Raw genomic sequence first — 12,465 nt, forward strand, 5'->3', positions numbered from 1 at the left:
CAAAGGTATGAAGCAAGATTATTACGAAATTCTAGGGATAACCAAGGGTGCCTCTGCTGCGGAAATTAAAAAGGCATATCGAAAAAAGGCGATTGAGTTTCATCCGGATAAGAATCCCGGTGATTCAAGTGCAGAAGAGCGCTTTAAAAAAGCTGCTGAAGCCTATGAGGTGTTGAGCGATGCTGATAAAAAAGCCAGATATGACCAATTTGGACACGCTGCTTTTGAAAGTGGTGGTGGATTTGGCGGCGGCGGAATGAATATGGATGATATCTTTAGTCAATTCGGTGATATTTTTGGCGGTGGCGGATTTGGCGGAGGTGGATTTGGAGGTTTCAGTGGCTTCGGTGGTGGTGGCCAACGCAGGGTTAAGGGAAGTAACTTACGGATACGGGTGAAACTTACCTTGGAAGAGATTGCCAACGGTGTAGAGAAAAAAGTTAAGGTAAGACGTAAAGTCCAAGCCGAAGGCGTTACCTATAAAACGTGTACTACGTGTAACGGTAGCGGTCAAGTCACCAAAATACAAAATACTATTTTAGGAAGAATGCAGACCGCAGCGACCTGTAGCGCTTGTGGTGGAGCTGGCCAAATGTTAGACGGTAAGCCCGGAGATGCAGATGCTCAAGGTTTAAAAATTACGGAAGAAACCGTCAGCATCAATATTCCTGCAGGAGTAGAAGAGGGCATGCAGCTGAAAGTACCAAATAAGGGTAATGAGGCGCCAGGCAATGGAGTGCCAGGAGATTTATTGGTGGCCATTGAAATCCACGAACACGACACCTTAAAACGAGAAGGTGATAACCTACACTACGATTTGTACATAAGTTTTTCCGAGGCGGTATTGGGAACGTCTAAAGAAATAGATTCTGTGGGAGGTAAAGTCAGGATAAAACTGGAATTAGGAATACAATCTGGTAAGATTTTACGTTTGCGCGGAAAAGGTATTTCAAGTTTAAACGGTTATGGTAGTGGAGACCTTTTGGTTCATGTAAATGTATGGACGCCAAAAGAACTAAATAAAGAGCAAAAAGATTTTTTTGAAAGGATGCAGGGTACCGATAATTTTGAGCCTAGACCCCAAAAATCTGACAAATCGTTTTTTGAAAAAGTAAAAGATATGTTCTCTTAGTATGAAAAGTATTGGTTTTTAAATAAAAAACGTATATTTGACTTAATATTGGGAAACCAATATTAATTTTCTTTTTCATAGCAATTTTTTTCCCATCCTTAATTAATTTTAAGGGTGGGTTTTGTTTTTATAAAAAAGCTTTAATTACGATTTGATTCTGGTCTTAATAAAACAATGTTAAAATGAGGTGCTAATCGTACCCTTTAAAATTGCCTTTTAAAACATTTCAATATCTTTGACTAAATCGATTACATGAACAATATTTTGGTAGTTGATGAGGTTACCAAACAGTTTGGAAATCACACAGCTTTAAGGAGTGTTTCCCTTGAAATCCCCGAGAATAGTATTTACGGACTTTTAGGTCCCAATGGGGCTGGAAAAACCACTTTGATTAGAATTATCAATCAGATAACCTATCCTGATCAAGGGAAAGTTTTTTTTGGTGGTGAGGCTCTAAAGCCTGAGCATATTTCTCAAATTGGCTATCTACCAGAAGAGCGTGGATTGTATAAAAATATGAAGGTAGGAGAACAGGCTCTGTATTTGGCGCAATTAAAGGGACTTTCTAAGCACGACGCCAAAGAAAGGCTCAAATTTTGGTTTGATCGTTTTGAGATAGGGGATTGGTGGGGAAAGAAAATACAAGAGCTTTCTAAGGGTATGGCTCAGAAAATACAGTTTATTGTGACGGTTTTACACGAACCTAAGTTACTTATTTTCGATGAGCCTTTTAGTGGCTTCGATCCTATTAATGCAAACATTATAAAGGAGGAAATCTGGAACCTCAAAGAAAACGGTACGTCTATCATCTTTTCAACCCACAGGATGGAATCTGTAGAAGAACTTTGTGAATACATAGCCCTCATACACCGTGCGGAAAAGATTTTAGACGGGAAACTGTCGGATATAAAAAAAGCCTTTAAGAATAATATTTTTGGAGTAGGGGTAACGACCGAAGCTCCAGAACTTTTATTGGGAGAACTAAAGGAGCGGTACCAAGTACTTTCTTCTAGCTTTGATAGTAGGGAAAAACAACTGGATTTCTCCGTACAGCTTCCCAATGAAAATTCTACCAGTCTATTAGGTTTTCTTGGTTCCAAATCTAATGTAAACAGTTTTGTGGAGGCTATACCTTCGGCCAATGATATTTTTATCCGTACGATTCAAAATAAAGGATATGCCCATGAATAAGTTGCCGTTGATTATAAAAAGGGAATATTTGGCGAAGGTGCGCAACAAGTCTTTTGTTATCATGACGTTTTTGAGTCCTATTTTAATGGTCGGTATGATTCTCCTTATCGCCTATCTGACTAAATTGAACGATAGTGAGAAAAGGGTGATTGCTGTTCTTAACGAGAGTGATTTTTTTTCTACAGAATTCCTTTCTAACGAAACTACATCTTATGTAAACTATAGGGACCTTACATTGGAAGAGGCGAAGGACTCTACGATAAATATGGGATACTATGGGTTGGTATATGTGCCAGAAGAGAATACATTGGAATTAGTTTCCCAACGCGCGTTTTTTTATAGTGTAGACGCACCGAACACAACTATCCTAGAAAGCTTAGAACGTATTTTTAAAGAAAGGTTAAAGCAGGAAAGATTAAGGGAGTTAGGTATATCGCCCTCTGAGTATGCAGAAATGGATCGTACCTTTCAAATGAATATTTCAACTTTTGAAGGTGAGCAAAATTTGAAAGGTATAAATGAAATAAAGGCAATAATCGGTGGTGGTTTTGGCTACCTTATTATGATGTTCATAATTATCTATGGTGGGTTTGTTATGAGGAGTGTAATAGAGGAAAAGACTAGTCGCATCATTGAAGTTATTGTTTCGTCGGTTAAGCCATTTCAACTTATGCTGGGTAAAATCATTGGTACTTCTTTGGCGGGAATTACACAGTTTGGTATCTGGATTGTTTCTGGTACTATTTTGTTGTTTATCGCTATGGCTATTTTTGATATAGATCCATCCGATGTTTCTGGTAGGGGCGCAATTCCGGCTATTGGCCAAGGGGTAAATTCTGGAATACCTTCTGCTGATTTAACGATGCAATTGTATGCACAGGAGCTTTTTGATATTCCATGGGGTCTTTTGATTACTTTTTTTCTTGTTTATTTTATTCTGGGCTATTTGATTTATAGTTCTATTTATGCGGCAATAGGAGCTGCAGTAGATAACGAAACGGATACCCAACAGTTCATATTTCCAATTATTCTACCCTTAATGTTGGCTATTTATGTTGGGTTTTTCTCTGTTTTTAGTAATCCTCATGGACCTATTGCGGTAGGTTTTTCGATTTTTCCGTTAACCTCTCCTATTGTTATGATGATGCGTTTGCCTGGCGGTATTGGTGAAGGTGGCGTGCCTGTATGGCAGTTGATATCTTCTATTCTTATTTTAATGGCTACCTTTATTGGTATTGTTTGGTTGGCTGCCAAAATCTATAGGGTAGGCATCTTAATGTACGGTAAAAAACCAAGCTACAAGGAGTTGTTCAAATGGCTCAAATATTAATCATGGTTCAGGATAATACCCAAATAATAAAGGAAATTATAGAAGAAGATATCTGGGGGTCCATAAAGCAATTTTTGGAATTCGGATTACATTATGGTAAAGGTGAGAACACCATAGATATTACCATTGGCTTGTTATTGCTTTTGACACTGTCCTTTGTTGGTACTATATTTTTTATGAAATGGGTGAGGCAATTCTTTACCCGTAATATGGATTTAGATGACAAGCTTAAGTTTGTCAGTATTTTCAAGTTTATAAAGTACGTTGTCTACATTGTGGTAATTCTATTTACCATGAGTACAGCAGGGATTAATATAACCATTCTGATTACTGCATCCGCGGCACTTTTCGTTGGTCTTGGCCTAGCGTTACAAGAGCTTTTTCAAGATATTATAGGCGGTATTTTTATCATTCTAGATAAATCGCTTCGCGTGGGTGATATAGTAGAAGTAGACTCAAAAGTTGGAAAGGTATTTGAGATTAAACTAAGAACGACCAGAGCAATAACTAGGGACGACAAGATTATAATTATACCTAACCACAAGTTTATAAGCGATATTGTGTATAACTACACGCAAAATCATAAAACCACTAGAGAGACTGTTAAGATTGGAGTAGCCTATGGTAGTGATGTTCAGTTGGTGACTAAGATTTTGGAGACTATTTTACAAAATCAAAAAGGAGTATTAAAGAGTCCAAAATCCTTTGTATTGTTTGACGATTTTGGTGATTCGGCATTGCTGTTCTCGCTCAATTTTTTTATCAGCGATAGCTTTACCGACCCAAGGATAAAGAGTGAAATTCGGTATCGGATAGATGCAGAATTCAGAACTAATAATATTACCATACCATTTCCTCAGAGAGATGTACATGTTTTTCAGCAAACCCCATTTAAGCATAGCAACGTTCAAAAACCGGATAGGGAATGGGGTATTGGCGAAGATTAGTAGTCCTTTTAGTTTGTATTCCTATCAATGCTAGTATGGCACAGACCCCCGATGTTTTTAGGGTCGAATATATGCTATTGCCAAGAAATGATTCCGGCGCAAAATTATCACGAATAAAATTGGTAGCCAATGTTCCTATTAAGGTAGGAGATTCGAGTATTGTAGTGGTTGGAAGCGAGTATAATCGTTTGTCATACGATTTACAGCGAGACGATATAGCTATAAATCAAGAAGGTCTAAATTATTTTCATGTTGTGGATATTAACATAGGATATGTGCGTAGATATGGGAAGGATTGGAGGCTTATTGGAGTTTTAACCCCAAGGCTGGCATCTACCTTAACAAATCCTCTTGAAAATGGTGATTTTTCCATAAATGCTACTATTGGAGGGTTTAGGGATAGGCCTTATTTAGATAAGCCTACGCGATTGGTTTTAGGTATAGCATACAACTCTGCAGTAGCCCTAAGAGTTCCATTGCCAGTGGTTTACTTTGAAAAAAGGTTTAGTCCTAACTGGTCCTATATTATTGGAGTGCCAAAGACAGGAATGAAATATCATTTTAAGGAAAAACATATCATACAGACAGAGTTTATATTGGATGGCTATTTTGTAAACCTTCAAAATAGTACTGCTTTGCCCGATGCCACATTTGCCTCGTCCATATCTTCTTCCGCAGCAGTGGTAACCCTTGGTTATTCCTATAATATTACTAAGGAAATGTCGTTTTATGGATTTTTCGGACATACGATTTTTCAATTAGGAGTGCTGAGGGATGAGGAAAGAAATGATATTTTTACATTGAACGATGATTCAAGCTTTTATATGAGAGCCGGGTTCAGAATAGGACTTTAAATAAACAATAAAGATTATGTCAAAAATTTTAGTTATCGAGGATGAGGCAGCAATTAGGCGTGTGTTGGTTAAAATACTATCTGAAGAGAACGATGCCTATTTGGTAGAAGAAGCAGAGGATGGTCTAAAGGGACTGGAAACGATAAAGAATAATGACTATGATCTTGTATTATGCGATATTAAAATGCCTAAAATGGACGGTGTTGAAGTACTGGAAGCTGCAAGAAAACTGAAGCCTGAAATTCCATTTATTATGATTTCCGGGCATGGCGATTTGGATACAGCTGTAAACACGATGCGGTTGGGTGCTTTTGATTATATTTCTAAACCACCAGATTTAAATAGATTATTGACTACCGTTAGAAATGCATTGGACCGCAAAGAACTTGTAGTGGAGAATAAAATCCTCAAAAAGAAGGTCAGTAAAAATCATGAAATGATTGGTAAAAGCAGCGGTATAGGCGCTATTAAGGATATGATAGAAAAAGTAGCCCCTACAGATGCTCGCGTTTTAATTACAGGTGCTAACGGAACGGGAAAGGAATTGGTTGCACATTGGCTTCATCAAAAGAGCCAACGAAGTGCCGCACCTTTTATTGAAGTTAACTGCGCCGCCATACCATCAGAACTTATAGAAAGTGAGTTGTTCGGTCATGTAAAAGGGGCGTTCACCTCTGCGGTAAAAGATCGTGCTGGTAAATTTGAGGCTGCGAACAAGGGTACCATATTCTTGGACGAAATAGGTGATATGAGTCTCTCTGCCCAAGCTAAAGTTCTAAGGGCATTGCAAGAAAGTAAGATTTCTAGAGTGGGAACGGGCAAGGATATAAAAGTGGATGTACGCGTATTGGCAGCCACAAATAAAGATTTGAAACACGAAATAGCGGAGGGTAACTTCCGTGAAGATCTTTATCACAGGCTTGCCGTAATTCTTATTCAAGTACCTTCTTTAAACGAAAGAAGAGATGATATACCAATATTGATTGAGTATTTCTGTAAAAAAGTGACCTCTGAGCAAGGGATTCCATTAAAGACCTTTAGTGACAAGGCTGTTAAACTACTTAAAGCGTACGATTGGACAGGAAATATCAGGGAGTTGCGAAATGTTGTAGAGCGTCTTATTATATTAGGCGGTGCGGAAGTTTCGGAAGATGATGTGAAATTATTTGCCAGTAAGTAACTTTTAATAGCATTTACTTGGGATAAATATTTTTTAGATTTCTGAACTATGGACTACTTAACTTTTGTGACTGTAATTGAATTTTGTTCAAGTTCAAAACCTTCGTTACTTTCGTTTTTAGCATGTTATTTAGAGACAATCAGGAATTCTAAGTAAGGCATCTGTGGTAATCTCTTTAGTTCTTAAATTGTAATATTTTTTACCTTCGGATAAATTACTTTTAAGTAATTCCTTTTCACAATTATCAAAGATATTTTTCGCAAAGGCACGCGCCTCTTTGCAATTCACCGACTCCACTATTTTTTGAAGAGAGGCTTTATATTTTTTTAAGGAAAAATCAATTTTTTCGTTCAATGATGTAACATCTTGTTCTTTTAGTAAGGTTGCTGCATTTTTTGTTGGAATTATCGTATTAAGTGCGAGTACTTCATTACCATATTTGCTTTGATGTAAATCGTGTGCATCAAGTGCTTCTAGTCCGTTTAGAGTATGTTCTAAAGAGCGTTCGAGCAACATGCGGGTAGCTCCTAAGGAGGTGGCCTTAATTGCTAGTTTAAGATTTCTTAAACCTTCTTCTAAATCAATTTCAGCATATTCGCAACCACATATAGCTAACTGATTTTTAGACTTTTCAATGGCATTCAATGCTTTATATGCAAAAAACCGAGCCTTATTTATATCCTCTTTTGCGATGGCAGTTTCAGTTTGGGATTTAGCAAAGCCAATATTAGATCCGGCGTACTCGCATTCCGTGTTAGATTTAAAAGAAGAAAATAGCAGCAGCGCAATGACACTGATGAAGATATAGGTTTTGATCATCATTAAGATTTAGTTGTGTAAAATTTGGAACTTTTTACAGGTATAAAATTACTTCGAGAATGGCACTTTGAAATATACTATTCGATGGAAAACACCCACTTTGCCTTTAATTAGCTAAAATGTTTAAATCAAATGGTGAACCGCATATTTTTTTAACATTTGACTGTATTTCATCGATTAAAACTTTTATATTTCAGTATGGATTATATAAAAACAGAAGATTATCGTGCAGGAACTAGTACTAATATAGTGCGCATAGCAACCTATGAAGACTTTGGGCGTTCGGATAAACAACTGAAAAGGGATTTACAAAAGACCAGAAAACTACTAGGGGAGTTTCAGGATACGTTATATGCTCACAACAAGTACAGTGTTTTGGTTTGTTTGCAGGGAATGGATACGTCGGGTAAAGATAGTTTGGTGCGCGAAGTGTTCAAAGATTTTAATGCAAGAGGCGTAGAGGTGCATAGTTTTAAGGTACCTACCGAGTTGGAATTAGACCATAATTATCTTTGGCGACATTACCTAGTACTCCCAGAAAAGGGCATGTTCGGTGTTTTTAATAGAACGCATTATGAAAATGTTCTAGTAACAAGGGTTCATCCTGAGTATATTTTGGGTGAACGAATTCCGGGTATCCATGCCGTTACCGATATTGATCAAGATTTTTGGGACAACCGATTTGAGCAAATAAATAATTTTGAACGGCATTTGGCAGAAAGCGGGACAATTATTTTTAAGTTCTTTTTACATCTTTCTAAAGAAGAACAACGACAACGATTGTTAAGAAGGCTTTCGCTTAAAAAAAAGCATTGGAAATTCTCTCCGAGCGACTTAAAAGAGCGAAAGCTATGGGAAAGCTATCAACACTGTTACGAGGAGGCCATAAAGAACACCTCAAAAGAGCATGCGCCTTGGGATATTATTCCTGCCGACAATAAAAAAGCCGCACGGGTTATAGTAGCGACTATACTGCTGGAAAGGTTAAAAAAATACAAAGATATAGAGGAGCCGCATTTGGATGTTAAAATTATGGCTAATTTAGACACCTATGAAAAGCAACTACATAACGAAGAATAAAATAGGACTCTTGGCTTTATGTTTGATTTTGGGTCAGGTACTATTAGCACAAAAGAATGACGAGATTCAATTACGTAAAATATATGACGCAGCCCTCACTCAAGGAAAATCCTATGATTGGTTAAATCACCTCTCCAACCAGATTGGAGGTAGATTATCAGGTTCCGTTCAAGCACAACAGGCAGTCGATTATACGAAGGCAGAATTGGATGCCCTTGGCTTAGATCAAGTTTGGTTGCAGCCGGTGATGGTTCCAAAATGGGTCCGGGGTACACCCGAGTTTGCTTATTTTGAAACAGATCCTGGTATCACCACCAATGTGCCTATTACCGCCTTGGGGGGTTCAGTCCCAACACCACCAAAGGGTCTCAAGGCAAAAGTGATAGAGGTGCAAAGTATTGAGGAGCTAGATGTACTTGGAGCCGATAATATAGCAGGTAAAATAGTCTTCTTTAACCGTCCGATGGATGCCAGTCATATCAATACTTTCGATGCGTATTCAGGTAGTGTAGACCAGCGAGGTTCTGGTGCTAAGGAAGCAGGTAAGTTTGGAGCTCTGGGGGTTATTGTACGTTCCATGAACCTAAGGCTTGATGATTTTCCTCATACTGGTGGTTTGAGTTATGGTGATACGCCATTAAATGAAAGAATTCCTGCGGCGGCAATAAGTACAAATGCTGCGGAGCTGCTTAGTGCAACCTTAAAGTTAAATCCAGAGATTAGCTTTTACTTCAAACAAAATTGTAAACAGTTAGATGATGTCCAATCCTTCAATGTAATTGGCGAAATTAAGGGAAGTACTCATCCAGATGAGATTATTGTAGTGGGTGGGCATCTAGATTCATGGGATTTAGGCGATGGTTCACATGACGATGGCGCAGGTTGTGTGCAAAGCATGGAGGTATTACGACTTTTTAAAGAAATTGGATATACTCCTAAACGTACCATAAGGGTGGTCTTGTTTATGAATGAAGAGAACGGATTACGAGGCGGTAAAAAGTATGCCGAGGTAGCGCAAAAGAATAACGAAAACCACATTTTTGCTTTAGAAAGTGATTCTGGAGGCTTTACGCCAAGAGGTTTTTCGTTCGATAGTTCGGAGGCTGATTTTAAACGTGTGGAAAGCTGGAAGCCTTTGTTGGAACCATATCAAGTTAGTATGTTGGTTAAAGGAGGTAGTGGCGCGGACATTGGTCCATTAAAAAATGATACTATTGTTTTAGCAGGGTTAAAACCGGATTCACAACGGTATTTTGACCACCACCATTCTGATAACGATAGGTTTGAACATGTAAACAAGCGTGAATTGGAACTCGGAGCAGCTGCTATGACGAGTCTTATTTATCTTTTTGATGTGTACGGAATAGATGGGGCAGTCAAATAATTATGGCGTAGCTGTTTCGTAGACCGTAGGGCCTTGGCTTTAAGATTTCTAACATTTTCCATACCTTTTCCATACCTTTGCACCTTAATTAATAATAGGAAAATGGAAGACGGAATCTACGCAAAATTTAACACAACAAAAGGTGAGGTGCTGGTTAAGCTTACCTATGATAAAACGCCAGGAACGGTAGGTAACTTTGTTGCTTTGGCCGAGGGTAAAAAACAAAATACGGCAAAACCAGAAGGGACACCTTATTACGATGGATTAACCTTTCACCGTGTAATTCCAGATTTTATGGTGCAAGGCGGTTGCCCTCTAGGAACTGGAACAGGGGATGCGGGATATAAATTCGATGATGAGTTTCGTCCAGAACTAACACATGATGCACCAGGAGTGCTATCGATGGCAAATGCAGGCCCTGGCACTAACGGAAGCCAGTTTTTTATTACACATATTGCTACCCCTTGGTTAGATAATAAGCATACTGTTTTTGGTCATGTTGCCTCTGGACAAGAGATTGTTGATTCGATTGCACAAGGTGATGCCTTGGATTCTTTAGAAATTGTAAGAGTAGGTGCTGAAGCAGCAGCCTGGGATGCCGTAAAGGCGTTTGATGCTTTTTCCAGATCCGGCGAAGAGCGTTCGAATGTTGCCAAAGCAGATCAAGATGCGGAACTAGATAAAGTTGCAGCAGGTTTTGAGGAAACTGCCTCAGGACTTCGATATAAGATGATACAAGAAGGGAAAGGTGCTAAGGCCGAAAGTGGAAAAGAGGTATCCGTGCACTACGAAGGTTCTTTATTGAACGGTCAGGTTTTTGATTCTTCCTACAAGAGAAGCGAGCCTATAGATTTTAAGTTGGGTGTAGGTAATGTGATTCCAGGCTGGGATGAAGGAATCGCTCTTTTAAAGGTAGGTGATAAAGCTCGTTTTGTAATTCCGTCTAATTTGGCTTACGGAAGTGCTGGTGCTGGCGGAGTTATTCCTCCGGATGCAACGCTTATTTTTGATGTAGAATTAATGGGGGTAAACTAGGAACTAGTTTAGAATTAATATAATACTTTGTAGTAAAAGCACTTTGGTCATTTCGATTAGAGTGCTTTTTTTATGTTATTTAGTTTTTAATAAACTGAATAAAAAAAGTAAAATATTAAGTAGTACTAGCATCAAAACAATAAATAGGAAGATTTTCATAAGGTTAACGGTCACTTGTGCTATTATTAGAACAACTACAACCTAAAATTCCCTACCCAAAAATTAGTAAAAAAATTATATCTTATTTCATAGCGCTCCAACATAGTTTGATCATATGTATTAGAATCAATCAAAGCAAAATAAGAATAAAGGTGCGGATGACGTTTTAGCTAAACGGGGTTGATATATATGTATAATTTTAAGATGCAGTTATATCCAAATGGTTGCGTAACGTTCAACATACATATATAATAAATGAGGCCAATTCTCGCAAATGGAAAATTGGGGTACAAAAAAACCCGATTCAAATAGAATCGGGTTTATACTATAAAAAAAGTTTAATTTTACCTAGTCAATTACTTTTACATTAACGGCGTTCAATCCTTTTTTACCTTGTTGTAGTTCAAATTCTACAACATCACCTTCACGAACTTCGTCGATTAAGCCAGAAATGTGTACAAAGTGATCTTCGTTCGAACCATCTTCAGTGATGAAACCATATCCTTTAGAATCATTGAAGAATTTTACTGTTCCTTTACTCATAATAGAAAAAATTATATATTAATTAAAGCGTAAATATAATATTATTTTTACTAATTATTATAATTTAACATAATTATAATATCCTTAAGTGTTTAGAAATCAATAATCTTGGAGCTCCTTCACTCTAAGTTATTTAGTAGGATCGGGTGTCATTCTTAAATAGGGCTTTATTTCTTCTACCCCTTTACTAAAAATTTCTTTTGCATCTGCTGTGGTGATGGCTGGACTCACAACCACATCTTGACCACTTTCCCAGTTTGCAGGCGTAGCAACCTTATGAGTAGCAGTAAGTTGCAATGAGTCTATAACTCGCAATAGTTCGTAAAAGTTGCGACCTGTTGAAGCAGGATAGGTAAGGGTTAATTTCACACTTTTATCAGGCGCAATTATAAATACCGAACGTACGGTTAAGTTGTTATCGGCTTTGGGGTGAATCATATCGTACAAATCGGATACCTTTTTATCCTCGTCGGCTATAATAGGAAAGTTTACGGTAGTTTGTTGTACCTCGTTTATATCTTTTATCCATTCTTTGTGTGATGCAGCACCATCGACGCTTAATGCCAACATCTTAACGTTTCTTTTATCGAATTCATCTTTAAATTTTGCCGCAGTGCCCAATTCCGTAGTACATACCGGCGTAAAATCTGCAGGGTGGGAAAATAGAATACCCCAACCGTCACCTAAGTATTCATAAAGGTTAATGGTGCCTATAGAACTGTCTGCTGTAAAGTTTGGAGCGGTATCACCTAATCTTAATGTTGCCATTATCGTATATTTTTAAGTATTATTATTATCCTATAAAATTAGT

At 37.8% G+C, this 12,465-nt stretch carries 12 protein-coding genes; 9 read left to right on the forward strand and 3 right to left on the reverse strand.

Annotated elements, in window-relative coordinates; translation table 11 throughout:
- Positions 1-7: 7 nt before the first annotated feature.
- From dnaJ to Q360_RS0119365, 6 genes are all read left to right on the forward strand, one after another.
- On the forward strand, positions 8-1,132 hold the full coding sequence (gene dnaJ, locus Q360_RS0119340) for a molecular chaperone DnaJ (protein WP_027078556.1): 1,125 nt from the start codon (positions 8-10) through the stop codon (positions 1,130-1,132).
- Positions 1,133-1,384: 252 nt separating this feature from the next.
- The gene (locus Q360_RS0119345) at positions 1,385-2,323 is read left to right on the forward strand and encodes an ABC transporter ATP-binding protein (protein ID WP_027078557.1); all 939 of its coding nucleotides are present in this window, start codon (positions 1,385-1,387) and stop codon (positions 2,321-2,323) included.
- The gene (locus Q360_RS0119350; protein ID WP_027078558.1) at positions 2,316-3,653 is read left to right on the forward strand and encodes an ABC transporter permease; all 1,338 of its coding nucleotides are present in this window, start codon (positions 2,316-2,318) and stop codon (positions 3,651-3,653) included. Before Q360_RS0119345 ends, Q360_RS0119350 begins: the two co-directional genes overlap by 8 nt.
- Complete coding sequence (locus Q360_RS0119355) at positions 3,638-4,600, forward strand: mechanosensitive ion channel family protein (RefSeq protein WP_245603301.1); 963 nt, start codon at positions 3,638-3,640, stop codon at positions 4,598-4,600. The genes Q360_RS0119350 and Q360_RS0119355 overlap by 16 nt, the downstream gene beginning before the upstream one ends.
- The gene (locus Q360_RS0119360) at positions 4,579-5,454 is read left to right on the forward strand and encodes a DUF6268 family outer membrane beta-barrel protein (RefSeq protein WP_027078560.1); all 876 of its coding nucleotides are present in this window, start codon (positions 4,579-4,581) and stop codon (positions 5,452-5,454) included. The genes Q360_RS0119355 and Q360_RS0119360 overlap by 22 nt, the downstream gene beginning before the upstream one ends.
- A 16-nt stretch (positions 5,455-5,470) precedes the next feature.
- Positions 5,471-6,634 carry a sigma-54-dependent transcriptional regulator gene (locus tag Q360_RS0119365; protein ID WP_027078561.1) on the forward strand — a complete coding sequence of 388 codons (1,164 nt, stop codon included), beginning with the start codon at positions 5,471-5,473 and terminating at the stop codon, positions 6,632-6,634.
- A 129-nt stretch (positions 6,635-6,763) separates the two neighbouring features.
- Here the strand turns inward: Q360_RS0119365 and Q360_RS0119370 are convergent, their stop codons facing one another.
- The gene (locus Q360_RS0119370) at positions 6,764-7,456 is read right to left on the reverse strand and encodes a hypothetical protein (RefSeq protein WP_245603303.1); all 693 of its coding nucleotides are present in this window, start codon (positions 7,454-7,456) and stop codon (positions 6,764-6,766) included.
- A 195-nt stretch (positions 7,457-7,651) separates the two neighbouring features.
- On the opposite strand from Q360_RS0119370, the gene Q360_RS0119375 reads away from it, so the two are divergent.
- The 3 genes from Q360_RS0119375 (at position 7,652) to Q360_RS0119385 (ending at position 10,952) form a co-directional block, all read left to right on the forward strand.
- On the forward strand, positions 7,652-8,533 hold the full coding sequence (locus Q360_RS0119375; RefSeq protein WP_027078563.1) for a PPK2 family polyphosphate kinase: 882 nt from the start codon (positions 7,652-7,654) through the stop codon (positions 8,531-8,533).
- Positions 8,505-9,917 carry a M20/M25/M40 family metallo-hydrolase gene (locus Q360_RS0119380; RefSeq protein WP_051554813.1) on the forward strand — a complete coding sequence of 471 codons (1,413 nt, stop codon included), beginning with the start codon at positions 8,505-8,507 and terminating at the stop codon, positions 9,915-9,917. The genes Q360_RS0119375 and Q360_RS0119380 overlap by 29 nt, the downstream gene beginning before the upstream one ends.
- 102 nt (positions 9,918-10,019) lie before the next feature.
- Entirely contained in the window at positions 10,020-10,952 is a 933-nt protein-coding gene (locus tag Q360_RS0119385) for a peptidylprolyl isomerase (protein WP_027078565.1), read from the forward strand.
- 507 nt (positions 10,953-11,459) lie between these two features.
- Here the strand turns inward: Q360_RS0119385 and Q360_RS0119390 are convergent.
- Positions 11,460-11,654 carry a cold-shock protein gene (locus tag Q360_RS0119390; RefSeq protein ID WP_027064347.1) on the reverse strand — a complete coding sequence of 65 codons (195 nt, stop codon included), beginning with the start codon at positions 11,652-11,654 and terminating at the stop codon, positions 11,460-11,462.
- A gap of 129 nt (positions 11,655-11,783) precedes the next feature.
- Positions 11,784-12,422, reverse strand: coding sequence for a peroxiredoxin (locus Q360_RS0119395; protein WP_027078566.1), 639 nt, complete (start codon positions 12,420-12,422; stop codon positions 11,784-11,786).
- Between the last annotated feature and the right edge of the window lie 43 nt (positions 12,423-12,465).

It is taken from the genome of Maribacter antarcticus DSM 21422 (assembly GCF_000621125.1).
Taxonomy (GTDB): domain Bacteria; phylum Bacteroidota; class Bacteroidia; order Flavobacteriales; family Flavobacteriaceae; genus Maribacter; species Maribacter antarcticus.

Excerpts from the sequence above, each read along its gene's own strand:
- dnaJ (WP_027078556.1), top strand. The coding sequence starts at position 8 with ATGAAGCAAGATTATTACGAAATTCTAGGGATAACCAAGGGTGCCTCT.
- Q360_RS0119345 (WP_027078557.1), top strand. The coding sequence starts at position 1,385 with ATGAACAATATTTTGGTAGTTGATGAGGTTACCAAACAGTTTGGAAAT.
- Q360_RS0119350 (WP_027078558.1), top strand. The coding sequence starts at position 2,316 with ATGAATAAGTTGCCGTTGATTATAAAAAGGGAATATTTGGCGAAGGTG.
- Q360_RS0119355 (WP_245603301.1), top strand. The coding sequence starts at position 3,638 with ATGGCTCAAATATTAATCATGGTTCAGGATAATACCCAAATAATAAAG.
- Q360_RS0119360 (WP_027078560.1), top strand. The coding sequence starts at position 4,579 with ATGGGGTATTGGCGAAGATTAGTAGTCCTTTTAGTTTGTATTCCTATC.
- Q360_RS0119365 (WP_027078561.1), top strand. The coding sequence starts at position 5,471 with ATGTCAAAAATTTTAGTTATCGAGGATGAGGCAGCAATTAGGCGTGTG.
- Q360_RS0119370 (WP_245603303.1), bottom strand. The coding sequence starts at position 7,456 with ATGATGATCAAAACCTATATCTTCATCAGTGTCATTGCGCTGCTGCTA.
- Q360_RS0119375 (WP_027078563.1), top strand. The coding sequence starts at position 7,652 with ATGGATTATATAAAAACAGAAGATTATCGTGCAGGAACTAGTACTAAT.
- Q360_RS0119380 (WP_051554813.1), top strand. The coding sequence starts at position 8,505 with ATGAAAAGCAACTACATAACGAAGAATAAAATAGGACTCTTGGCTTTA.
- Q360_RS0119385 (WP_027078565.1), top strand. The coding sequence starts at position 10,020 with ATGGAAGACGGAATCTACGCAAAATTTAACACAACAAAAGGTGAGGTG.
- Q360_RS0119390 (WP_027064347.1), bottom strand. The coding sequence starts at position 11,654 with ATGAGTAAAGGAACAGTAAAATTCTTCAATGATTCTAAAGGATATGGT.
- Q360_RS0119395 (WP_027078566.1), bottom strand. The coding sequence starts at position 12,422 with ATGGCAACATTAAGATTAGGTGATACCGCTCCAAACTTTACAGCAGAC.